Genomic DNA, 20,968 nt, shown 5'->3' with positions numbered 1-20,968 from the left:
AACACCGCTCCCAAACTTTCTTTCGGGATCAAGAGAAAGCTTTTTGACGTCAGAGTAAAGGAATCAAAATGCGGTAGACAATCAATCGAAAGGCGTATTCGTCTTTGTAGTTTTCTGGCTTCCTACTGCATTGCTAAAGTATTTTCTGAAGTTATATTTGTTGCAAGGTAAGAGTTTCTCTTGGGCTTGTCGCAACGACAGCTTATCGTGACGGGAGGAGGAACTTATTGCCGCCCGTGTGGACCAACGACAAACGCTGGGCCTCCGACGTGAAGGGGGATGGATCTGTTGCAGATCAAAATCATGGCTGCTGCGGCGCCGGATAAACGTGCGAGCCAGCCGATGCGGGTAGCAATGACTCTAAGACGCGCTTGCATTCAGGTCGATCGCCGCGCTCGCCAGCTCAGACACCTCCTGCTGCGTGATGGGTACAGCGTTTTTACGACGCGGGTGCGATCAAAGTTGTCCGACTGGATAAAGCCGAAGGGCTTTACCTGGCACGTCTTCCCGGAGGATGTGCTGCGGGCTGATTTTGCACGGCCAGCAATGCCAAAGGTTCCAGCGGTCGTAGATGGCGCACCTATTGCAATCAATTGGATCGTGGGTCCTGCAGGTCCCGGATCGGGCGGCCATACGACTATATTCCGGATGATAAAGTACCTACAGCAGATAGGGTACGACAACCGTGTGTATTTCTACGATCCCTATGGGGGCGATCACCAGTATTACAAAAAGGTTGCCCGCCTACACTATGGTATCACCTGCAAGATTGGAAAACTGGGTCCCGAGATCGAAGATGCGCACGCCGTCGTCGCGACCCATTGGCCGTCGGCCTATGCGGTGTTCAATATGCGCTCGGCAGGAAAGCGCTTCTATTTTGTCCAGGACTATGAACCGTCATTCTATCCCATCGGCACCAACAGCGTGCTGGCGGAAAACACCTATCGGATGGGCTTTCACGGGATAACTGCAGGTCGCTGGCTGACCGAGAAACTGGGCAGTGAGTTCGGCATGACATCGGATTGGTTTCCGTTTGGGTGCGATACCAGCCGGTATCGCTTTGACGGATCTGCCAAGCGAAAAGGCGTGGCGTTTTATGCGCGTGCGGGGACACCACGCCGGGCCGTCGAGCTTGGTCTGTTGGCACTTGAGCTTTTCGCCAAGCGTTGCCCGCATATCGAGCTGCATCTCTTCGGCGAGGAGCTTGGGGCCCTTCCCTTCAAGTTCACGAACCACGGTTTGGTTTCCCCGGAAAAACTTGCCGATATCTACAATCAGTGCTTCGCGGGCCTCACACTGTCTCTTACCAACGTGTCGCTGGTTCCACACGAAATGCTCGCCTGCGGTTGTATTCCGGTCGTCAATGATGCCGATCACAACCGCATGGTGTTGGACAATTCACACGTGCGATACGCGCCCTTGCTTCCCCACGCGCTTGCGGATGCATTGGAGGCCGTTGTGACCATGTCGGACTTCGAAACGGAATCCAGGCAAGCAGCCGAGAGCGTTGCCTCCATTTCCTGGGATGTCGCGGGGGCGGCAATAGACACCGCGCTACGTCGCGCCCTGAAGACATAGCAACGAACTTTCGCCTGAATAAGCCTGTGTTCCACCGATCAACGTCCGAGGAAACCGTGACAACAACTGTTGATGTAGCAATTCCATGTTATCGATACGGGAACTTCTTGCGAGAGTGCGTCGAAAGCGTGCTTTCACAGGAGAATGTGGATGTCCGCGTATTGATTCTGGACGATTGTTCACCCGACAACACGGCTGAAGTGGGAAAACAACTCGCAGCCCAAGATCACCGGGTCGAATTCCGGCGGCATACGGCCAACCAGGGACATATTACGACCTACAATGAAGGGATCGACTGGGCATCGGGAGATCTCTTCCTGCTGTTGTCTGCCGACGACTATCTGGCGCCCGGAGCTTTGTCGCGCGCGTCGCAGCTCTTTAAGACGAATCCAGAGATGAGTTTCGTCTTCGGAAATGCCATTTTGCTTTCCGACGACAATCTACGCCAGGCGCTTGAGCCTTTCGGTAGCAGCTTTCCGGCAGAGATTGCAGTTCTGCCATGTCTGGATTTTGTAAAGGCGATGAAGGGACAGAATATCGTCCCCACTCCGACGGCTGTGGTCAGAACGAGCGCCCAGAAGCAAGTTGGTGGATATTGCCATGCCTTGCCCCATGCCGGTGACATGGCCATGTGGCTACGCTTGGCAGCGGAAGGTGACGCTGGCTTCGTAAACGCGACGCAGGCAGTCTATCGGATGCATTCGCAGAATATGTCACGATCGTACTCGTCCGCGCGGCTTCCAGATGTGCAGCAAAGACGTGCAGCCATTGAGCATTTTCTCGAGCACAGCGCCGCAAAGCTGCCAAATGCTGTTTCCTACCAGCAAATTCTGCTTCAAGCCCTCGGCCGCAACGCGGCCTATCAGGCAAGTGAGGCGCTCAATGAAGGGGATCTGGAGACATCGCGTCGACTGTCGGAACTGGCAAAAGAACTTTACCCGGGCGTCTGGCGTACCAGTTCTTGGCTTCGGCTGCTGCTGACGAGAGCGATGGGGCCGCGCGCGTGGCGACTTCTGCGGTCTGCGCTGGGCGCTGCCAGAATCTGAATCCCAAGTCGCAGGTCCAAATGGCATTTGGACCTGACAGCTGAAGGCGCGCCTCTTCGGTAGACACACGCCGACCTGATGGCAACGGGTCGCCGGTGATGCGAAGTGTGTTGGGCTCGACATGGCGTCGCCTGCCCGGCTCAGCGACTTGAATGCGCGAGGGTCCGCAAAAGCTGGATGTTGATCACGGTTCCCGGATCGCCGTGTCCAGGCCCTTCAGCAACGGATAGAGGAAATACGACATCACTGTTCGGCGTCCGACCATGATCTCGGCAGAGACTGCCATCCCTGGAAGCAGCATGACCGGGTCGTTTGCCGTGCCCAGGCGCGCATCCGAGAGCAGAATGCGGGCCTTGAAGAACGGCGAACTGGACTGGGTTGCTGCCGCATCCTGCTGCGACGGGGTGAAGGTGTCGCGGCTGACCGTTCTGACTGTGCCCGAGGCGGTGCCATATTTCTGGAAGGGATAGGCGTCGAACTTGATCCGCGCCTCTTTATCAGCCGCTATACGCCCGATGTCGCGTGAATTGATCGACACCTCCGCCTCCAGCGGAACGTTCAGCGGGACAAGTGTTACAATCGGCTCCGCTTCCTTTACGACCGAGCCTACAGAGCGTTGGGCAAGGTCGAGAACCACCGCGTCGGCGGGGGCCGTCAGGGCGACCAAGTTGCGCCGCAGCTCCATTTTCTTCAGTTCTTCGCCCGCTGTGTCGCGCTGGCTGCGCAGATCAACGAGCTGTTCCATCAAGGCGCGGCGAAAGTCTTCAATAAAGGCCTGACGGTCGGCCTGCAGCTTTGCGCGCGCGTGCTCGGCCTCATCAGCCCGCCCCTTTACTGCCGACAGGGCTGCTTCGACGTCGAGACGCGCATCGCGAGAACCAAGCAGGGTAATCAGAGAGCCGCTCTCACGATTGTAGAGGCGTTCGCGCGCACTCTCGATCCGTGACAGGTTTTCACGGCGGTCGACCAGAACCGCCTCCTGGCTCTTGCTGGCTGCGAGCGACGCAGCCTGGCCCGCAATCTGCTGTTCGAAATTCTGGAGCTGTGCCACGTAAAACGCACGGCGCTGCGCGAACAGCTGCACCTGCAGTATCTCATTCGAGGAGACGCCGGCCATTGTCGAATAGTCGGCGCCGGCCAGTTCCGCTTCGATCCGTTTCACCTGAGCGTCAAGGGCTGCGAATTTTGCCGTCAGCTGGTCGACATCCGCCTGGCTGAAGGTCGCGTCAAGTGTCGCAAGTGTCTGGCCTGCGCGCACCACCTCGCCTGCCGTAACATCGATCGTGCGGATGATCGATGTTTCGATGGGTTGGACAACGATCGTGGGCTGGGTGGTGACCAGCTTGCCGGGAGCAACAACGACCTCATCGATCGATGAGACCGAAGCCCATAGGACCGCCGAGCCGATCAGCGCCGTGACGCAGTAGAGTGTCATGCGGGCTATTCTGGGCGGCGCACGCTCTTCAAGCTCGACGGCATCTGACTGGAACTCCGCGATCACCGGTGAAAACGAACGTCTCGCCGTGAGGTCGTTTCCTTGCCGCTTGGCCGGGACCGGAAGGTTTTCATTCGGTTTTTCGGCGCGCGCGTTCATGCTACCTGCCTCATCTGTTGCGACCAGAGATGCCGATAGGTCATGCATCGTGACACGAGCTGGTCATGGCGGCCGATATCAGCAATCTTGCCACGTTCGACGACGAGGATGGCGTCGGAATCGACAAGCGTCGACAGGCGATGCGAAACGATGATAACCGTCCGCCCCGCCGCGATCTGGCTGAGATTTTGCCTTATGATCGCTTCGCTATCCGGATCAAGCGCACTTGTAGCCTCGTCAAAGATAAGCAGCTTGGGATCGGTTATTAGCGCACGTGCGATCGCCAGACGCTGTTTCTGACCGCCGGAGAGATTGGATGCGTTTTCCTCCAGCATCGTTTCGAACCCGCGCGGAAGGCGTTCGATGAACTCCTCGGCGCCTGCGATGCGGGCGACCTCGACGATCTCCTCGATACTCGCATCCGGCTTTGCCGCTGCAATGTTTTCGCGCACCGTGCCACGGAAGAGAAAGTTGTCCTGGAGCACGACACCGATACTACTTCTGAGATGAACGAGGTCGATCTCACGACTGTCGTAGCCGTCGATCCGCACCAGCCCCTGCTGGCTTTGATAGAGCCCCTGGATAAGCCTGGTGATCGTCGTCTTGCCCGAACCGCTCTTGCCGACGACCCCGAAGACCGATCCCGCTGGGACGGTGAAGGAGACGTCGTCGAGTGCCGGCGGACCCTCCGGACCGTAGCGGAAACTCACCTTGTCGAACTCGATGCGCCCCCTGAGCTGCGGCCGGATGCCCCGGCCGCGACCGAACTGTTCCGGGCGCTGGTTCATGATCTCGCCGAGCATGCGAACCGACAGCGCAACCTCCTGGTATTCGTGGACCATGGTCACGATCTGGACAAGCGGCCCGGACACCCTGCCGGCCAGCATGTTGAACGCAACCAGGGCACCGACCGTCATCGCGCCGCTAAAGACGTCGAGCGCGCCAAGGCCAATGATTGCGACGCTCATCAGTTTCTCGAGGAGCCCGGTCAATGATTGTGCAACGGTCGAGATCTTCTCCACACGGAAACGCACGGAAATAGCCTGGGCAGAGCAATCGTCCCACACCTTGCGTTGCCGCGGCTCCAGGGCAAGCGACTTGACGGTGCGCATGCCGTGAACGGTTTCGACCAGCAGGGCCTGCTTGTCTCCTTCCGCCAGATAGAGCGCCTGCAGCCGCCGCTGGAAAGGGCCAACGAGCATCATCACCACGAGCCCGACGAGAGCTGCGAAGCCGAGCACGACGAGCGTGAGCTTGACGCTGTAGAGCAGCAGGATCGGCACGAAGACCAAAAGCGACAAACCGTCGAGAAGCGTCAGGAACAGGCGACCTGTCAAGAACTCGCGAATGCGGCCTGTTTGCTGCATGTGTTTGACGATAACGCCGGCCGACGCCTGCTCGAACAGCGAGATCGGCAGGTTCAGGAGATGCCCGAATGTCCGCGTGGCTATTCTGATGTCGATCCTGTTTGTTGCGTAGAGCAGCAGATAGCGACGTAGAAAGCTGAAGGTGGCGTCGAAGATGAGCGCGACGGCGATACCGATCGTCAGGACCGTGAGCGTCGCGTAGCTCTGGTGCACTAGGACCTTGTCGATCACGAGCTGGAAGAACATCGGCGTGGTCAGGCCGAGCCCGTAAAGAACGAACGCGGCCAGCGCGACATCGCGGAAGAAGCTGCGCTGCCTGATGACTTCGGGGATGAACCAGCGAAAGCCGAACGGCTGGTCGTCATCCTTCATCTTGTAGTTGCGCTTCATGAGGATGACGGAGCCGTGCCACGATCTGGAGAACTGCTCCTCGTCCAAAAGGATGAACTCCGGACGCTCCGCCAGCGGATCGAGCACGCGGACGCGCTCGCCGCCGTCGTCATCGGTCACTGCGCCGGCGATGACGATCCAGTTGCCGTTTTCAAGTTCGGCCAACACAGGATAGGCATTGCCCAATTCAAACAGCGATCGCCACATCAGGTCGACGTGCCTGGCGCGCAGGCCGGCGTCTTTCGCCATGCGCAGAAGCTGGCGCAAGGCAACGGGCTCGTCCGTTACGGCATAGTCGTGCTGCAGCCGCTCGGGTGAGAGATCGACGCCGTGATGACGGGCGACGAGAGCAAGGCAGTGTAGATTGGTGTGCAAAAACATACGCGTGGCCCACCCTGGCGATACTTGTGTTGTGTGGCTAGTTGAAGTTCGGCGATGCGTTGACAGGCGCGTTCGCCGGTTGAGCCGCATCATTGATCGGTGGTTGAATATCGCCGATGCGACGCACGGCTCCGGCTTCAACCAGTCCGGCAAGGGCCTTCTGCATCAGGTCCACCGCATTGGCGAAAGCGTCAACCGGCATGATTATCCGTTGGCGAAACACCGGTATCGGATTGTTACCCGGATCGCGTTCGGTGGCGGAGAGCGACATCATATCGATCCTGACGATTGTGCCGGTAACCGTGATTTCGCCGATGCCGTCTGCGTAGAGTTCGTTGCTCATTATAGGCCCCTCTGTTTTCTGGGTTCAAAGTCAATCATGCCGTGTGGGTGTGTTGCCACGCGGGAAAGGGATCGTGCAGATCTTGCGCCAGCTGCTGATCGAAACCGGTCTCTTCGCCAAGCAGGCTCTCGTCGAGAGCGGCACAGATCGCCTCCTCGTCGAGCCCGGCGCCGATGAACACGAGTTCCTGCCGGCGATCGCCCCAGACCTCGTGCCAGTGCCGATCAAGCAACTGGCGAAACTGCGGATAGCGGGGCCACTGCGCCTTCGGGACGGTCGCCCACCAGAACCCCTTGGTTGCGAGAGTGCGTTGTACGCCCGCGATCGACAACAGGCCGATTTCGTCTGGGCGGGTTGCCAGCCAGAAGTGTCCCTTGGCGCGAATGAGACCGCGCCATTCTCGTGCAAGAACGTTATGGAGCTTCAAAGGATCGAACGGCCGCCGCGCGCGATAGACGAAGCTGGTAATGCCATACTCCTGCGTCTCGGGAACATGGTCTCCCCAGCCGTACAGCTCCTTGTGCCACAGCGGATGCCGTGCGGACTTAGCCTCGCTGAACAGCTGCGTATCGAGGATGGAGGCGAGCGGCAAATGCCCGAAATCGGTCTCCACGACGCGCGCATCAGGATTGAGCGCGGCAACGATCCGACGGACCGCCGCTCGGATATCGGCAGTCACGTCGGAGATCTTGTTGATGACGACGACATCGGCGAACTCGATCTGCTCGACGATGAGATCGACCAGGGTACGCTTGTCATCGGCATCGCGGGTCTCTCCCCGATCGCTGAGAAAATCCCTGCTGGAGAAGTCCGCCAGCAGATTTGCGGCATCGACGACGGAAACCATCGTATCCAGTCTGGCGATGTCGCAGAGCGCTGCACCGCTCTCGTCACGGAACGAGAAGGTCGCGGCGATCGGCAGAGGTTCTGCGATCCCTGTGCCCTCGATCAGCAGGTAGTCGAAGCGTCCGTCGGCAGAGAGCCGCCGGACTTCGCCAAGCAGATCGTCACGAAGCGTACAACAGATGCACCCGTTGGTGAGCTCCACCAGCGTCTCGTCAGTCCGCGACAGATTGGCGCCGCCGTCTCGGATAAGGTCTGCATCGATGTTGATCTCACTCATGTCGTTGACGATCACCGCAACGCGACGTCCCTCGCGATTGCGCAGCACATGGTTGAGGATCGTCGTCTTGCCGGCGCCGAGAAAACCCGCCAACACGGTCACCGGAAGTCTGCCATCACCAATCGTCCGTTCCATGCTCAATCCATTAAGCTGCGAGTTGCGGCTTGAAGGCCACGTCTACGTAGTAGTTCGTGCTGTTGTAGGTGCTGGTCGGGAAGAGCCCGCTCGAGCCATAGGCATAGACGCCGTTGCCACCGCTCAGGGCTGACGACAGAGCCTGCAAATTGCCGTTGGACGTTTCGGCACCGAAGTAGCCGCCCGTCGCCGAGTAATTGCCGTTGGTGCTGTAGGAGACGACATACGTCGTATCGGCATTGATCTCGACCTGTGTGGAAAGATTGACCGACTGCCAGCCGCTCGCGGTTTCGTTCGAGAAGGTGGCGCTTGCAAGCAAGGTTCCGGTCGAAGTCCAGAGATATCCGGTATGAGAACCCGTGTTGGTTTCACCCTTGTAAAAGCGAATGCCGGTGATCCAGCCTGCCGTATCCGCCTGAAATTTCATCCCGAGATTGACAGGCGAATTGTCGTTGACCGACACGATCGACGGGGTCGAGCCGGCGGAAAAGACGTTCTGTTCGCCGCCCTGGTTGTTGACCGCCACGGAAACCTGGGCCGAAGCGATCGCTCCCGCAGCATCGGCAATCGTGTAGGAGAAGCTCGCTGCGCCCGAATAGCCAGCCGTCGGCGTGAACGTGATCGTGTTCGACTGGCTGTCAAAGATTGCAGTGCCGTTGACGCCGCCGCTGACGCCGGTGATCGATATGGCATCGCCATCGGGGTCGCTGTCATTGGCAAGCAATGCTGAGGCCTGAATGGTGATCGGCGTTCCGGTGGTGGTGGAAAAACCTGGATCGTTGGCTGCGATCGGTGCCGAGTTTTGCGCACCGTTCTGGTAGAGGACGTCGACCCAGTAATTGGTTGAATTGTAGCTTGCGCTTGGAAACAGGCTTCCGGCTCCGTATGCGTAGACGCCATTTCCACCACTCGGCGCGGTCAATACACCGCTGGAATGATCGGTGGTGAAATAGTTCGGTGTTGCGGCATAGAAGCCGTTGGAATGATAGCTCGCGACATAGGTGGTTCCCGACATGATCGTAATCGGCTGGGAGAACGTCACCGTCTGCCAGCCGCTGGCTGTTTCGTTCGTAAATGTCGCCGTTGCAAGCAGCTGCCCGGTGCTGCTCCACAGAGATCCGACATGTGTCCCGGTGTCTTGCGCACTCTTGTAATAACGGAGTCCCGCGATGTTGCCGCCGGCGGAGGCAACGAACTTGACGCCGAGCTCCACCGAACTGGAATCGTTCCCCGACGGACCGCTGGGGACATCGGAGGATGAAAACAGGCCTGTACCACTTGCCTGCGGGCCGACAGTCAGGCTCACGGAGGCCGACGAAGTGCCGCCACGGCCATCCGAAACGGTATAGGAAAAATTGGCGCCGCCGGTATAGCCATTTGTCGGCGTAAAGATGATCGTGTTGGTCTGGCTGTTGAACGTTACCGTGCCGTTCGTTGCGCCGTTTGCCCCCGTAATGGACAGGACATCGCCGTCTGCATCGGTGTCGTTTGCAAGCAGGGCCGCAGCAGCGATCGATAGAGCGGTGTTTGAGTATGCGACAAACCCGTTGTCATTGGCCGCGACCGGCACGGCGTTGGCTGTGGACTGGTTGAAAACGACATCCACCCAGTAGTTCGCCGCATGATAGCTGGAGGTCGGGAACGTTGAATTGGATCCGTAGGAAAACACGCCGTTGCCGCCGCTGGATGCGGCAGAAAGTCCGGTCAGCGGACCATTTGTATGCGCCGTCGTGAAATAGTCTGCCGTCGCGACATAGGCGCCGGTCGTATGATAGGAAGCGACGTATGTGGCACCGGCGGTGACCTGGATGGGACTGGAGAACGTCGCAGTCTGCCATCCACTGAGCGATTCGCTTGAAAATGTGATGGTGCCCAGCAGCGTGCCGTCGGACATCCAGATGGAACCGGTGTGTGCACCGGTGTCGCCCGCTGCCTTGTAGAAACGGATGCCGGTGATCGTGCCGCTGGTGGACGAAACGAACTTCATGCCAAGTTCCAGCGGAGCATTCTCGCTGACGCCGGCGTTCGCCGGGCCTTCGTTCGGCTGAAACAGGCTTACACCGGATGGGCCTTCATCGACCGACAGGCTGACATTGCCTTGAGCGGTTCCACCCCGGCCGTCGGAGAGCGTGTAGCTGAAATTCGCCGGGCCCGCATAACTTGCGTCCGGAGTGAAGATGACATTCCCCGTCTGTGCGTTCAGCGTGACGGAGCCGTGCACCGCATTGCCGACGGCGGTGATCGTCAGGGCGTCGCCATTGGCATCGGTATCGTTAGCGACAAGTGCTGCAATCGATATCGTAAACATCCCGTTGCGGGCGACCGTATAGCCGGTATCGTCTGTTGCAACCGGCAGGCTGTTCGGCCCGGCGTCGAAGACAACGTCGACCCAGTAATTCGAGCCTGCAGGGCTGTTGCCGGGGAATGTGCCGGCGTTTGCGCTATAGATATACGCCCCGCCGCCGTCGACCGCCTTCAAGGGGCCGTTGCTGTAGGTGGTGCCGAAATAGTTGTCGGTCACCGAATAGAAGCCATTGCTGTGATAGGAAGCGACATAGGTCGTTCCGGCGGCGATCGGGATCGGGCTGGAGAACATGACGGTCTGCCAGCCTGACAGTGACTCGCCCGTGGATATGCCCGTCGCGAGTAGCGTTCCGTCTGCTTTCCAGAGACTGACGACGTGCTCCCCGATATTGTAGAATCCCTTGTAGAAGCGAATTCCCTGCACCGAGCCGCCGGTTGTGGACTGAAAGCGAACGCCGAGTTCCACGCCATCGCGCTCGATCGTGGTCTCAGTGGCCGGCTTGGCAGCGAGTGTCCATAGGCTAGACGTTGCGGGCAGGGCAACTGTGACCTGTTTGCCTGTCGATGGCGTTTCCATGTTGACACTGTCGTCGACGGCGCGGGACATGATCGTGTAGGTGCCGCTCGCCTGAACGACCCAGTTGTAGCTCCAGCTCTCCTTGCCGGTGGCCTTGTACCAGTGCTGACCGCCATCGGTTGAGATTTCGACGCCCGCGATGATGCCGCCGCCGGTATCCTGGGCCGTACCCGTTATCGTGACGTGCTGCCCTTCAAGGAAGCTGCCGCCCACGGTGGGCGACGTAATGGTCGACGTCGGCTTGAGTGTGTCCGTCGATTGGGTCGCAAGGGCCAGACTGGCAACCAGCGTGGTCGGCTGGATGCCCATGTCGGCGAACATGTTGACCATCGCCTGCTGGACGTTCGGATCGGTTGGCGTGGCCGCGCCTTCGTGGTTGGAGCTCAGGCCCCATGACCAGAATACGGTTCCTGCACCGAAAACGAGCGCACCGCTTTGCGCCCGATACATGGTCAGGCTATGCGTGGCCGTGTTGCTTCCAACTGTGGTGCCGTAGTCAAAGAGATAGCTGTCGACCGCGATTGTCGACAGCGAGAGATTGATGAGACCGGCTGGTCTAAAGCCGTTTTCGACGTCGGAATCCCACTCATAGCCGAGCAGGTTCTGCACCAGATTGTAGGATTCGCCGGGTTGCAGGTTCGCGACGTCGGTGTTGCGCCAAAACCGGAGGTTGGAATAGTCGTAAGGGATGGAAATGGTATCGGCACGGTAACTGTCCACCGTGAACAGCGTTCCGGTCAACGCGTTCTCGGGCTGCTGTCCCGGATCAGCGTAGCGGGGGTCACGCCATGTGCCCGTACCGATCGCGCTCGGATCGCTGCTGGTGCCCCAGGTTTCCTTGTAGCAGACCATGGTGCGATAAGGCGTACCATTGCCGTCTATGCTGGTTTCCCAGCGAACCTTCCAATAGACTTCGTTGCCGCTCCAGAATGCCAGGTTGACGCCGCTGTCGCGCGCCGCTTCCACGTTGCTCCTTTGCTCGGCGGACCAGTACTCGTCATGCCCCACCGAAAGATAGGCCTGATGGTTGAGCAACAGGCTCCCGTTTCTCGTGGCATCGACGCCTGATATGTAGGAGACGTCGTATCCATTCTGCTCGAGCCACTCGATCGCAGGCTGCTCCGCGCCGAAAATGAAATCGTGCGTCCCTCCGATGGGGCTCGTATTGGTTATGATCGGCCGGTTGTAGCTGACAGCGGACGCGCGTCCGATCGCAGTCAACCCACAGCTGCAGTTGGGCGGCAGGTAGCCGATCATGTCGGCCGGGTCGACAGGGACTTGCCCGTAGTAGAGGCTGGCTCCGCCCCAGGCATTGTAGGCCTGCCAGGTCGTGTCCGATGTCTGGAAGACGATATCGCTCGTCGAAGCGTCATCACGTACCACAAAGGGGATGATGCTCGCCCCGTTGGTACCGTCTTCGCGAACGAGCTTGGCAAAGTAGACGCCTGAAACGGCATCTTCGGGAATTTCCCAGCTCGCAGATACCGACCAGTTGCCACAGTCGATCAGCCCGAGCGACATATCCACGATCGGATGAGGTTGGATCTGCGCGGTGGTCAGCGATTTGTCGATCGACGCGACTTTGCGTGCTCCGTCGCCGCCGTAGTAACCCATGCGGTATATGTCGATGCGATAATGTGTCGAATCCGTTGCAATCTTGAAATCGACGGTCTGGCCGATGTTGGTGCTGATTTGGGTCGCAAAGCCCTGAATGTTGCCGTCGCCGTCGCCCTCGATAGCCCACTCGCTGCGGGGGGTGCCCTGCTTCATGTTTTCGAGGGGAATCCTGTTGGGCGTCACCGCGAGAGCGGCTGCGGGGGCGACAGCCGCCGCAGCGATGGAGACCTCAGGTTGCGTCACGGTCGAGTCGAGCGCGGTTTGCGCTGTCGCAGTCGAGGAAAGCCGCATAACCGGCGAAACAGCCGGCGCCGGGGCGTCGAGTGCCGAGCTGCCGTTGACGGATTGCACGGCGTCAATCTCACTGACGCTGCTGCTGCCCGTCAACGCGCTTGATTGGACCTGGATCGGGGATTCCTCCACCGAAAGGACCTTGCGTGCCGGCGTGGGCCCAGGCGTCGTCCCCGTCGAGGCGGACGGGAGGATAGTTGTTGTTGTAAAATCGGCTGCCGCATAGGAGGGTTGGCCGTCTTGGCGAAGTATTGTTGCCGACGTCGTTGGTGCAATATCCCCCGCCGCTTGAAACACCGCGCTTGTTGCTTTGGGCCCGTCGGCCACTGGCACCGACACGACCGGCACCGCATTGGTGCGCCAGGCATCGGAGGTGACATAAACGCTGCTCGCACCGCCGAAAACACCTAGAAATTTGTTATCCTTGACGCGCATCTTGAACATACAGGAACACCCATCGCCATTCGAGAAAGTATATTCTGCCAGTTTTCTCGACGGAGCGAACGACGGCAAACAGTGGTATGCGCTGGAGTAGTTCGTACATCGTTATGATTACTTGCGTGCAATACTTGGCGGGGGTGTCGGAATGGCGATAACCTTGAATCCTGACAAGGATTAAAAAGCCGTCCGCAAGGCAGGCTAGTCACCGCTGGTAGGTGCCGACAGAGGCGGCAGCGGCCAAGCCGGCGACCGGTCAGCTTGCGGCAGCGGTGGCCGGCCTCGGCGTCTGGCTGCAACTCTCGATGAGGGAGCACGGTTGCCGATCAAACCCGACGGCACCGTATCCTCCTTCGGACTAGCCACGGCATCCAACAGCCAGACGCCCGAGCCTCCGAGGAAGAAAAACCATGCATAGGTGGCGCCCCAGAAATGCACAGTCGACCCCACGAACACAAAGGTGGCCATGCAAATGAGATAGGCGGTCCGGTAGGAACGGAGGGTGCGATCGAGGCCCCTCCTTCGCGCCACGGCGATCCAAAGGAAAAGCCAGGACAGGGACATCAACAGGAAGGCGGGGAGCCCGTACCGCATGGCGGTGAGCAGCCAGAAATTGTCGACACTGTCACTCCCCATCCAGCTAGGGCGCTCCCAGTCGCCAAGCCCGATTCCAAAAAGAGGATGGTTGGAAACGGACGCGGAACCGTAGTCCCAGATCCAGATGCGATACCACCCAGTCTGCTGTTCGAATGTGAAGTGCGAAACGTAAAACTGCACCGGCGTCTGATTGGAGCCAAATTCGACGACAAGGTAGCCGATCAACACCAATACCCACAATAGCTTCCATCGGCCCCTAAAGTTGCGGAGGAGCCTGTTCCATGTCAGCAGCGCGATCTGGAAAACCACGCCGGCTATCGGGGCTGACGACATCGACAGAACAGCGGTCCCGCCGACCAGACAAACCAGGAATGCGCGGGTGGACGGCTTTTTGCTGGCCACGAGGCTGGTCAACGCAAGCATGCTGCCGCAGAAGACACCGAATAGGATGGAATGACTGAATGGGCCTTGCACCCGCCAGAGACCCATTCGCGGAACCATTTTCGTCACTTCAACAGTTGGAAAGATCGTTCCGAACGCGACCAGCAAAGGCTTTTCGCCGGTCATCCACTCATAGAGGGCAAATGGCAGAAGACACATCATCAGCTTGATCACAAATATGATCATGTTGCGAAAATCGGCGGCGGTACGAATGTAGCAGCGCGCCAGCAGATAGGCGCCCGTTCCTTCGATAAACAGCATGCCACCCGATTGGAGGCCCGGCCCCACCCCGTGAATGACGGCGAGCGCGAGGGCCGCCCAGATACTGTAGAGTTGAAGACCGATGTCCGCTATCCGGATTGGCCCCACTTTCCCCTGTGCCCACATCGCGACGCAAGGCAACAGCGCGACGATGAGGACAATGCGATAGGCCGAGAGGTTGAGTGACCCCAAAGGCAGGATCCACGGGATCACCAGCCCTATCAGAAACAGCTTGATTGCAACGGGTAGTCGTCCTGACTGAGCAAAACCCGATTGATTACCCAGGTCAAAGCGGCGTCGATCGCTTCTGGTGGTCGGCGGGCTTGAAGCAACACTTCCGCTCGCACCGGCACGATAGAGCGTATGTCTGCTGGCTGCCTGATACTTAGACATCGTCATGTCCGGATATGCTGGCGGAATTGCCCTTAAACCATCATTCTCAACCATCTCGCTGAGAGGCTGAATAGAAATGGCCCGAAACGACAATATCCAAAACCAACTCGATCTGCGATTAATCCTTCTGACATACCTGGTTTCGTCCAAATAGACGATCCCGGCAGCGCTTACTTACATGAATACTATCGGATAAGCTTGGCAGGCTCGCTTTGGGTGCCGTCGAACCGCCAAGGCAACCCTCGTCCAAGGAACAAGAAATGCTGCCGGGACCTGACAACTTTGATGGGCAATTCGTCATTTCGACCGTCGCCAGACCATGCCCCAGCGGCTGGCGACAACGTCAACTTGATTGTCTCTTCCTGAACCTGGCTCCAGAGATAAGTGTCGTCCCGGTTCTGGATGCGGACGACAAGTCAATCGGCCTCCTTTTCGGGACTCCAATTGATATCGATCGCGGCGTTGTCGTCGATGGCCAATATCGCATCGATAGAAAGCTGGATGACGTGCAAGATCTGGATGATCTTGTCGAGAAGTGCATCTACCGCCTGGCCGGAAGTTTTCTGTTCGTACTCAGCGCTCTTGGCTCGCGACGCGTCTATCTCGACGCAGACGGCACACTCTCCCTCGTCTATGACGGGCTGGCAAAGGTTGCCGGTGCGACTGCTGCGGTTCTCCTTGACGCTGCTGGATATCAGGAGCGATTTCGGGCAAAGCTCTACAAAACGCTCGACGTCGACAATGCCGGTTGGTTTACGGCGGGCCTGACGGCGCATGAAGGGATCTCCCGTCTCCTCTGCAATCACTATCTGGACTTGGACAGTTGGACGCCGAAGCGCCACTGGCCCCTAGCTCCAATCGCAATATCTGAAGATCCAATGTCGTCTTGCGCGCGGATTTGCGAGCGCATCACTCAAACGACGGCGATTCTCGCCGGTGCCGGAAAAACCAGTGTTGCCCTGACCGCGGGCAACGACTCCCGTCTCCTGCTGGCGTGCTCGCGGCATCTCCTTGCCAATCTGACCTTTGTGACCGTTGCAGCACCAACCGCCGATGTGGATGTCGCCTGCGCGACCCGGCTGGCACGCCAGTTTGGCCTGCGGCATGAGCTTCTGCGCTACCGCGAAGCCACGCCGGAAGAAGCTGACCTCTGGAGATCCAGGGCCGGCCATTGCGTTGGCGGCAACAACGTCAAGATGCATCCGAGCGTCAGGCCTCTCGACGGACAATACTTCATCGGCGGGCTTGGCGGAGAAGTCGGTCGGGGCTTCCTCTGGTTGAATGCGGAGCACGACACAGCGATCGACGCGAAAGGTTTGGTGACCAGGTTGAAGCTGCCGCAGAACGCCGAGGTGATACAGGCAGTGGATGCCTGGCTTGCGCCCATTTCGCATTTGGACACCTTGGCTATACTGGATCTTGCATACCTAGAATTGCGAATGAGCGCATGGGGATTCTGCGATTCCTATGTAAAGCCGAAGCAACACGAAATACATCCCATGATCTCAAGAGCAAACTATGTGGACATGCTTTCGCTGCCACCCGAAACGAGACGGAAAGGCGAGATATATTTCAAAGCAATTGAAACGCTGTGGAAAGAAATATCGGAGATCCCGATAAACAAGTATGGAAACTACCGGGACATATTGCGGCCTGCCAGGGAGGCGATCAAAAATCCCAGGCGAGCGTCCAGAAAGGTCATGCAGATCGTAGGCACATGGAGATGAAAGGCCGGCGCAAACATCGATCGAAAACGATGCTGACAGCATTGGTGCGGGATCCGAGAGCTTTCGGGACTTCATTCTTTGATACCGTCGTTTATGCGGTGGCTGCGTTGCGCCGGACGGATTTCGGGCGTGCGCTGCCAGCATTCGGTTAAGGACGGCGCAGCCGATGGCTACCTCGGTCTTTTGTGCTTTGAAGGATCGCGCCCGCAGCCGGCGCCGATGATCGATTTGTAGCGACCGATGGCTGTCTCGACCAACGAACGCTTGCCATATCCGGTGGCTGCTTGCCATTTCATTCGCCCGTTCGTGTTGATTGCCGCGATGTGTCGGTCGCGCTGGCTATCGATCCCCGTGTTCGGGGGTAGACTGCGTTGACCCGAGGTCTTCGAGCGTTTTTCCCGTATCTATCCGTTCATTTTCGTGGACGAAGTGCAGGATCTTGCCGGCTACGATCTCGATATCCTGATGGCCTTGTTCAAAACGCCTTCCCAAGTCGTTCTGGTGGGTGACCCGAGGCAGGTGACCTACCTGACACACCTGGAAGCGCGTCACGAAAGACAGGAATGGCGGCATAGAGAACTTCATTCGCGAGACCCTGCCCAAAAAGCTCGCATTCGATATCGACGTGGCCAGCCTAGCCACATCGCATCTCAACAGCGCCGCGATATGCGCGTTGTCGTCCAAGCTCTATCCTGAAATGGCGGCGACTGCGGCATGTGACTGCGCAGATTGCCGTCAGCCGGAACCCCAGGACGCCGGACTATACATTGTCTGGCGTAATGATCTGCCTCGCTATTTCGAGACCGGCCGACCGGTACAGCTCCGATGGGGTTCCAACGCTAAGGTCGCATCTGCCGTTCTGCCGATGATCACCTTCGGACGATCTAAAGGACTTGGTTTTGACCGCGTCGTTGTCTATCCCACGCAAAACATGATGTCATGGCTGAAAGACCCAAAAGGAAAATTGGAGGGTGAGGCGCGTGCGAAGCTGTATGTCGCCCTGACACGTGCAAGGCACGTGCTCGCTGTTGTCTTTGACCTCCCCGAAGGTCAGGAGGTCCCCGGATTTACACTGTTCCAGTAGTCGAAATTCCCGGAAAACGGACCATATATAACTTCACGATATCAGCTCTTTAGGTCCCCAAATAGCGCAGCCATTTGCATGAAATTTGAAGAAAATTGCATTCACACCCATATTTCGCTATAGTGAGTGCAGGAGCTATCCCATGACGAAGTTACAGGAACTGAAAAAGCATCTGCGATCCGGCAAGGTCTACCGTCGGGAGGACCTCGCCCAATGGTCGTCCTCTGTCGATCGGCACCTGCAGCAGCTGCTGGCGGAAGGGTACCTGACCAAACTATCGACTGGCGTCTATCACCGGCCGAAGCAGACCGTGTTCGGCAAGGCTCCCGCCGAAGATGATGCCCTCGTCGAGGCGTTCCTGAAGGATGACCGTTATCTCGTCACCTCGCCCAATGCCTATAACAGCCTGGGTGTCGGAGCGACGCAGCTCTATAACAAGACCGTCGTCTACAACCATAAGCGCCACGGCAACTTCACGCTGGGCGGTCGGGAATTCGAGTTCCGCAAGAAACCGGCCTTCCCCAAAACCCTGACCAAAGAGTTCCTGCTGGTCGACCTGGTCAACAATCTCGACCATCTGGCCGAAGACCGTGAACAGGTGCTGGCCCGTGTGAAAGAACGTGCCCTGCAAGGCAATCGCAATGCCCTCACCCGTGCCGCCAAGGAATACGGAATGGTGCGCACACGCAAGTTCTTCAACGGCCTCGTAGCGGACGCGCATGCCAGCTGATTTCCTGCATAACCACAAGGATTTCGCGTCCCTGCTGCGTATCGTCGCCGATGAGATGAAGGTGCAGCCGGTGCTGGTCGAAAAAGACTACTGGATCATGCACTGCCTCTACGGCCTGCAGCAGCTGGGGATGGCGTTCGAGCTGAAGGGCGGCACCTCGCTCTCCAAAGGGTACCGCATCATCAACCGGTTCTCGGAGGATATCGATATCCGTATCGAGCCTCCCGAAGATATGGGGGTCAAGACCGGCCCCAATCATGACAAGCCCGCCCATCGCGAAAGCCGCAAGGCCTTCTATGACTGGCTGGCCGAGACGATCACGATCGACGGCATCAAAAGCAACGAGCGCGATACCGAATTCGACAACGAGAGTTATCGCAGCGGCGGCATCCGCCTTTATTATCCGGAGACGACCGGTACGACGTCGGTGCTCAAGGGCGGCGTCCTGCTCGAAGCCGGCTTCGATACGGTGGCCCCTAATATCGCTAAAGACATCAGCTCCTGGGCCTACGACTATGCATCATCGCGCGTCGAGCTGATCGATAATCGCGCGCTGGCCGTACCCTGTTACGAACCCGGCTACACACTGGTGGAGAAGCTCCAGACCATTTCCACCAAATATCGCAAGCAGCAGGAAACCGGAAAGTTCCCCGCCAATTTCCTCCGGCATTATTACGACGTCTATTGCCTGTTGGAACAACCGGACGTGCAAGCCTTCATCGGCATGGACGCGTATCGCGCCCACAAGGACCGGCGTTTTCCGAGACTCGACAATCCCGATATCAGCGGCAATCCGGCGTTCAGCCTTTCCGACCCCGAGACATTCGCGCTTTACGAACGCGCGTATGAGCGGACCGCGGCGCTTTATTACCATCGCAGGCCCAGCCTGAAAGAGATCCTCGCACGTATCGCGTCCTACGCAGAGCGCCTCTAGCGGTCCCGTCGCATTCCGGCTGATCTTTCGCCAGACCTCATCGTCCATGTGTTAGGGGCACGCCTCCGGGATGCGGGGTGTGAAGCGGAAATCCAGGGCATCCCGTAGGTGGGTCGTGGCCTTGAGTGTGGACCGGATTCCTACACAGCGCGGACGCTTTGCCCTGTCCGCCTGCCCGCTCCATTCGCCGCCTGCAGCGCCTCCCGTGTTGGGGGACAAACCGCCTTTCATCGCCGTGTTCTTGGGGAACCATCCATCAGGACAACAACCCATCAACAAAGGAGATGAACCATGAATTTCAAAAAACAAACCCCGGCAAGCCGGAGCCGAAAACAGAGCTGGCTCGGAAAAATCGGACAACCGGTATAAGTGGAATTCTTGCCTGACTTTGGCTTAGATGCCGGAAACAGGAGATACCATGACGAGACGACCGCGCCGGAACCATAGCCCGGCTTTCAAGGCGAAAGTGGCACTGGCTGCCATCAGGGGCGAGCAGACGCTGGTGGAGTTGTCCCAGCAGTTCGACGTGCATGTCAACCAAATCAAGCAATGGAAGGACCAGCTGCTTGAGGGAGCGACAGAGGTATTTGGCGATGATGCCAAATCGGAACCGGCGGTACCCACTGTCGATATCAAAACACTCCATGCCAAGATTGGAGAACTGACGCTGGAGAATGATTTTTTATCCGGTGCGCTCGGCAAAGCCGGGCTGCTGAGCGGAAAGAAATGATCAACCGCACACATAAGCTGTCGGTTGTCCGCCAGGCGAAGCTTCTCGGCCTCAGTCGCAGCAGCATCTATTATTCGCCGCGTCCGGTGTCTGACGGCGATCTGGCGCTGATGCGGCGGATCGACGAGCTGCATCTCGATTATCCCTTTGCCGGGAGCCGGATGTTGCAAGGGCTTTTGAAGGCAGACGGGTTTCAGACAGGGCGGCTTCATGTCGCAACGCTGATGAGGAAGATGGGTATAGAGGCGATCTACCGCCGCCCGAATACCTCAAAACCGGCACCAGGGCACAAGATCTATCCATATCTGCTGCGCAAGCTGGCGGTCACCAGACCCAACCAGGCGTGGGCTATGGACATTAGCTACGTTCCGATGGCGCGGGGTTTTGTCTATCTCTGCGCGGTCGTCGATTGGTTCAGCCGCCGGGTTCTGTCGTGGCGGCTGTCGATCACGATGGAGACGGCTTTTTGTATTGAAGCGGTCGAAGAGGCGCTCGCCAAGTATGGAAAGCCTGACATCTTCAATACCGACCAGGGATCGCAGTTTACGTCTACCGACTTCACGGCGGTGCTGAAGGAGGCCGAAATCGCCATCTCGATGGACGGCAGGGGCGCATGGCGGGACAATGTCTTCGTCGAGCGGCTCTGGCGGACTATCAAATACGAGGAAATCTATCTTCATGCCTACGAGAACGTCCCGCAGGCACGGGCTGGGATTGGTTGTTACATTAACTTTTACAACCAACGGCGCCCGCATTCATCGCTTGACCGGCAGACACCGGATCAGGCTTATTTCAACGCGCTGACGCCGATGCTGGCTGCAGCGTAACCAAGGCGGGAATCCACTTAACAAACGCCGGGTACTGTTCAGACAAACCGAGCCAGCTCA

The 20,968-nt window shown here is 58.3% G+C and carries 15 protein-coding genes and 1 pseudogene; 8 read left to right on the top strand and 8 right to left on the bottom strand.

Annotation, left to right across the window (positions count from 1 at the left end; all coding sequences use genetic code 11):
* Positions 1–279: 279 nt before the first annotated feature.
* Both AC1DMK_RS19445 and AC1DMK_RS19440 read left to right on the top strand, forming a co-directional pair.
* The gene (locus AC1DMK_RS19445; RefSeq protein ID WP_477861173.1) at positions 280–1,578 is read left to right on the top strand and encodes a rhamnosyltransferase WsaF family glycosyltransferase; all 1,299 of its coding nucleotides are present in this window, start codon (positions 280–282) and stop codon (positions 1,576–1,578) included.
* Positions 1,579–1,634: 56 nt separating this feature from the next.
* Positions 1,635–2,624 (top strand): glycosyltransferase, encoded by a 990-nt coding sequence (locus AC1DMK_RS19440; RefSeq protein ID WP_477861171.1) that lies wholly within the window; start codon positions 1,635–1,637, stop codon positions 2,622–2,624.
* Positions 2,625–2,808: 184 nt separating this feature from the next.
* Here the strand turns inward: AC1DMK_RS19440 and AC1DMK_RS19435 are convergent, their stop codons facing one another.
* The 7 genes from AC1DMK_RS19435 to AC1DMK_RS19405 form a co-directional block, all read right to left on the bottom strand.
* Entirely contained in the window at positions 2,809–4,218 is a 1,410-nt protein-coding gene (locus tag AC1DMK_RS19435; protein WP_477861169.1) for an HlyD family type I secretion periplasmic adaptor subunit, read from the bottom strand.
* Positions 4,215–6,356 (bottom strand): peptidase domain-containing ABC transporter, encoded by a 2,142-nt coding sequence (locus tag AC1DMK_RS19430; RefSeq protein WP_477861167.1) that lies wholly within the window; start codon positions 6,354–6,356, stop codon positions 4,215–4,217. The genes AC1DMK_RS19435 and AC1DMK_RS19430 overlap by 4 nt, the downstream gene beginning before the upstream one ends.
* 37 nt (positions 6,357–6,393) lie before the next feature.
* Positions 6,394–6,699 carry a hypothetical protein gene (locus AC1DMK_RS19425; RefSeq protein ID WP_037064733.1) on the bottom strand — a complete coding sequence of 102 codons (306 nt, stop codon included), beginning with the start codon at positions 6,697–6,699 and terminating at the stop codon, positions 6,394–6,396.
* 34 nt (positions 6,700–6,733) lie between these two features.
* Entirely contained in the window at positions 6,734–7,957 is a 1,224-nt protein-coding gene (locus AC1DMK_RS19420) for a GTP-binding protein (RefSeq protein ID WP_477861165.1), read from the bottom strand.
* A 10-nt stretch (positions 7,958–7,967) separates the two neighbouring features.
* The gene (locus AC1DMK_RS19415) at positions 7,968–13,190 is read right to left on the bottom strand and encodes a DUF4082 domain-containing protein (protein ID WP_477861163.1); all 5,223 of its coding nucleotides are present in this window, start codon (positions 13,188–13,190) and stop codon (positions 7,968–7,970) included.
* A gap of 195 nt (positions 13,191–13,385) precedes the next feature.
* The gene (locus AC1DMK_RS19410; RefSeq protein WP_477861161.1) at positions 13,386–14,930 is read right to left on the bottom strand and encodes an O-antigen ligase family protein; all 1,545 of its coding nucleotides are present in this window, start codon (positions 14,928–14,930) and stop codon (positions 13,386–13,388) included.
* Positions 14,931–15,292: 362 nt separating this feature from the next.
* On the bottom strand, positions 15,293–15,652 hold the full coding sequence (locus tag AC1DMK_RS19405) for a hypothetical protein (RefSeq protein ID WP_477861159.1): 360 nt from the start codon (positions 15,650–15,652) through the stop codon (positions 15,293–15,295).
* 39 nt (positions 15,653–15,691) lie between these two features.
* Here AC1DMK_RS19405 and AC1DMK_RS19400 point away from each other — a divergent pair, with 39 nt between their 5' ends.
* Positions 15,692–16,603, top strand: coding sequence for a hypothetical protein (locus tag AC1DMK_RS19400; RefSeq protein ID WP_477861157.1), 912 nt, complete (start codon positions 15,692–15,694; stop codon positions 16,601–16,603).
* Positions 16,604–16,694: 91 nt separating this feature from the next.
* Here AC1DMK_RS19400 and AC1DMK_RS19395 read toward each other — a convergent pair.
* Positions 16,695–16,944 (bottom strand): annotated as a pseudogene (locus AC1DMK_RS19395) (IS5/IS1182 family transposase); the annotation flags it as partial.
* A gap of 79 nt (positions 16,945–17,023) precedes the next feature.
* Here AC1DMK_RS19395 and AC1DMK_RS19390 point away from each other — a divergent pair.
* The 5 genes from AC1DMK_RS19390 (at position 17,024) to AC1DMK_RS19370 (ending at position 20,908) form a co-directional block, all read left to right on the top strand.
* Positions 17,024–17,299 carry a hypothetical protein gene (locus AC1DMK_RS19390; protein WP_477861155.1) on the top strand — a complete coding sequence of 92 codons (276 nt, stop codon included), beginning with the start codon at positions 17,024–17,026 and terminating at the stop codon, positions 17,297–17,299.
* A complete protein-coding gene (locus AC1DMK_RS19385; RefSeq protein ID WP_477861154.1) occupies positions 17,277–17,687 on the top strand; it encodes a 3'-5' exonuclease in 411 nt (136 codons plus the stop codon). Before AC1DMK_RS19390 ends, AC1DMK_RS19385 begins: the two co-directional genes overlap by 23 nt.
* Before the next feature lie 142 nt (positions 17,688–17,829).
* Positions 17,830–18,417, top strand: a complete 588-nt coding sequence (locus AC1DMK_RS19380; protein WP_477861152.1) for a DUF6088 family protein — start codon at positions 17,830–17,832, stop codon at positions 18,415–18,417.
* The gene (locus AC1DMK_RS19375; RefSeq protein WP_477861150.1) at positions 18,407–19,351 is read left to right on the top strand and encodes a nucleotidyl transferase AbiEii/AbiGii toxin family protein; all 945 of its coding nucleotides are present in this window, start codon (positions 18,407–18,409) and stop codon (positions 19,349–19,351) included. Before AC1DMK_RS19380 ends, AC1DMK_RS19375 begins: the two co-directional genes overlap by 11 nt.
* Before the next feature lie 418 nt (positions 19,352–19,769).
* A protein-coding gene (locus tag AC1DMK_RS19370) for an IS3 family transposase (protein WP_165504791.1) occupies positions 19,770–20,908 on the top strand; the annotation gives its coding sequence in 2 pieces (ribosomal slippage) (positions 19,770–20,028 and positions 20,028–20,908; 1,140 coding nt in all).
* The last annotated feature ends 60 nt before the right edge of the window (positions 20,909–20,968 follow it).

The organism is Rhizobium sp. 05L419, assembly GCF_056397845.1.
Note: the sequence above shows the minus strand (reverse complement) of the source record. Positions and strands in the feature narration are given on the sequence as shown.

What these genes read in the sequence shown, in the direction of transcription:
- AC1DMK_RS19415 (WP_477861163.1), bottom strand. Translation starts at nt 13,190, where the DNA reads ATGTTCAAGATGCGCGTCAAGGATAACAAATTTCTAGGTGTTTTCGGC.
- AC1DMK_RS19405 (WP_477861159.1), bottom strand. Translation starts at nt 15,652, where the DNA reads ATGCGCCGTCAGGCCCGCCGTAAACCAACCGGCATTGTCGACGTCGAG.
- AC1DMK_RS19420 (WP_477861165.1), bottom strand. Translation starts at nt 7,957, where the DNA reads ATGGAACGGACGATTGGTGATGGCAGACTTCCGGTGACCGTGTTGGCG.
- AC1DMK_RS19375 (WP_477861150.1), top strand. Translation starts at nt 18,407, where the DNA reads ATGCCAGCTGATTTCCTGCATAACCACAAGGATTTCGCGTCCCTGCTG.
- AC1DMK_RS19380 (WP_477861152.1), top strand. Translation starts at nt 17,830, where the DNA reads ATGACGAAGTTACAGGAACTGAAAAAGCATCTGCGATCCGGCAAGGTC.
- AC1DMK_RS19445 (WP_477861173.1), top strand. Translation starts at nt 280, where the DNA reads ATGGATCTGTTGCAGATCAAAATCATGGCTGCTGCGGCGCCGGATAAA.
- AC1DMK_RS19435 (WP_477861169.1), bottom strand. Translation starts at nt 4,218, where the DNA reads ATGAACGCGCGCGCCGAAAAACCGAATGAAAACCTTCCGGTCCCGGCC.
- AC1DMK_RS19425 (WP_037064733.1), bottom strand. Translation starts at nt 6,699, where the DNA reads ATGAGCAACGAACTCTACGCAGACGGCATCGGCGAAATCACGGTTACC.
- AC1DMK_RS19430 (WP_477861167.1), bottom strand. Translation starts at nt 6,356, where the DNA reads ATGTTTTTGCACACCAATCTACACTGCCTTGCTCTCGTCGCCCGTCAT.
- AC1DMK_RS19410 (WP_477861161.1), bottom strand. Translation starts at nt 14,930, where the DNA reads ATGGTTGAGAATGATGGTTTAAGGGCAATTCCGCCAGCATATCCGGAC.